Below are 1,994 nucleotides of genomic sequence, written 5' to 3' on the forward strand. Positions count from 1 at the left end.
CTTGCCGGCTCCCGACGACACCGCGTCCAGCGGCGTGCTCGCCCGTCCGCGCCGGCCCGGTCCGCCGGCGCGGGTGGCGGTCCCGATCCTGGTGCTGGCCGTGCTGTGCTTCGCGGTCGGCATCATCGCCCTGCTCGCCTCCTGACGAACCCTCACCGGCTCCTGCCAGCAGGGTGATTCACCAGGACGACCGCGGCGGTACGGCGTCGGCGGCGGCCGGTGCGGCGCCCCGGCCCGCCCGCCGGCGCGCGGTCGCGTACCAGCCGCCCAGCGTGAGGAGCAGCACCGTGCCCGCGCCGAGCGCCGCGAAGGCCACGAACCGCAGCGGCCCGGAGGACGCCGACGGGCCGGCCGCAGCGGCGGAGCCGTTCGCCGAGGCCACGTCATGCGCTCGTACGCCGATGCCGCCCGCCGCCGGGTCGCCCTGGTACGGGGGCGCGGTCCCCGCCCGGCCCGTGACGTCGACGCGCAAGGTGACCGGTACCGCGCCGGTCACCGCCTTCGCCACGTCCGGGTGCACGGAGACGGCCAGGTAGTACCAGCCCGCGTACCGGACCCGCGCCACCCGGGCGTCGTCGTCCGCGCGGTTGGCGTAGGAGACCGGTGCGAGCTGCTCGCCGATCGAGGCCGGCGCGCCCAGGTACGACTTGTCGGCGCCGACGACGAACTCCCGCACCGGGCTGTAGACGGACAGCCGCACCCCGGAGCCGACGAAGGTGGACTCGTCGGCGGCCCCGGGGGCGGCGAAGTCCGCGAAGACGGTGGCCTGCTGCCCCCAGTCGACCGGGACCTTGTAGAAGCGGGTCTCGCCGGGCAGCACCTGGTCCTTCCAGATGCCGGTCCTGACCGCCGCCGCCGTCTCGAACCCGGCGCCGCCGTGGGCCTGCCGCGGTGTGCCGGCGGTGAGCGGGGTCGGCGAGGCGGAAGCGGGACCCGGCGTGAGGGCGGGTGCGGGGGGCGCCGTCGGCAGGGCGGGGGCGCCGGGCCGCAGTGGCGGCTCGGACACGTAGCGCAGCTCCAGGGGCCAGGCCCCGGGGTCGGAGGTCCCATCACTCGTCCGGTGGACCTGAAGGGTGTACTGGTTGACGTCCTGGCACTGGGAGCCCACGCCGATCAGCCGGGACACCGCGGTACCGATCGGCCGCGCGTCGCCGTCGTCCTGGAAGTGCGCCTCCTGGCTGTCGCACTCGGAGCCGTCCGCGCTCTGCAGCTTCAGCTCCAGGCCGTCGCCGTAGCCGACCCGCGAACCGGTCGGCGGGACGGCGAACGCCGAGACGGCGGCGGAGGACTTGGCATCGAGGGCGAGGCCGTAGAACTTGGTCTCGTCCGGCTTGATGCTGTCGCGATAGGTGACCGCCGGCCGCATGGCGGGGGCATCGGCGGTGGTGGCCGCGCCGGCCAGCGGCTCGCCCTGGAGCTGCCACCTCACCGGGGCGCCGGAGACGGGGAGGGTCGATCCGGAGCCGGCCGAGGCGCCGCCGGACGCGGCGGGCGAGCCCGATCCGCCCGGCGTACTGTCGGCGAGCACCCGGACCTGACGCGGACTCGGTATCGCCTGGCTCTGGTCGACCTGGCTCCGAACGGCCCGGCCCTGTACGGCCTGGCTCCGGTCGGCCTCGCCCGGTACAGCCTGGCTCCGGTCGGCCTCGCCCGGTACAGCCTGGCTCCGAACGGCCCGGCCCTGCCCGGCGGCCTGCCCCTGAGCTGCCGGGGTCTGCGCCGCCCGGACCTGCTCGGCCCGGACCTCGACCGCCTGGCCCCGGCCCTGGAGCGCGGCCAGCGCCAGCAGGGCGACCGCCGCGGTGAACGTCGTGCGTTTCATGGCCCACTCCTGTCCGTACGGGTCCGTATCCGGTGCACCAGTGCTGCCAGTGCCAGCCCGGCGAGGGCGAGCGCGCCGCCCGTTCCCGCCGCGATCCCGTCCTCGGCGGTCAGACCGGCGGGCCGGGTGCGGTCGGCGGCCGGCGGCACGGTGTCGCCGGCCGCCGCCGCGG

1 protein-coding gene is annotated in these 1,994 nt (G+C 76.7%); it reads right to left on the reverse strand.

The window, feature by feature from the left end:
- Window positions 1-178 precede the first annotated feature (178 nt).
- Window positions 179-1,822, reverse strand: a complete 1,644-nt coding sequence (locus GA0115240_RS10720) for a hypothetical protein (RefSeq protein WP_093736442.1) — start codon at window positions 1,820-1,822, stop codon at window positions 179-181.
- Between the last annotated feature and the right edge of the window lie 172 nt (window positions 1,823-1,994).

This window comes from Streptomyces sp. DvalAA-14, from assembly GCF_900091855.1.
Taxonomy (GTDB): Bacteria; Actinomycetota; Actinomycetes; order Streptomycetales; family Streptomycetaceae; genus Actinacidiphila.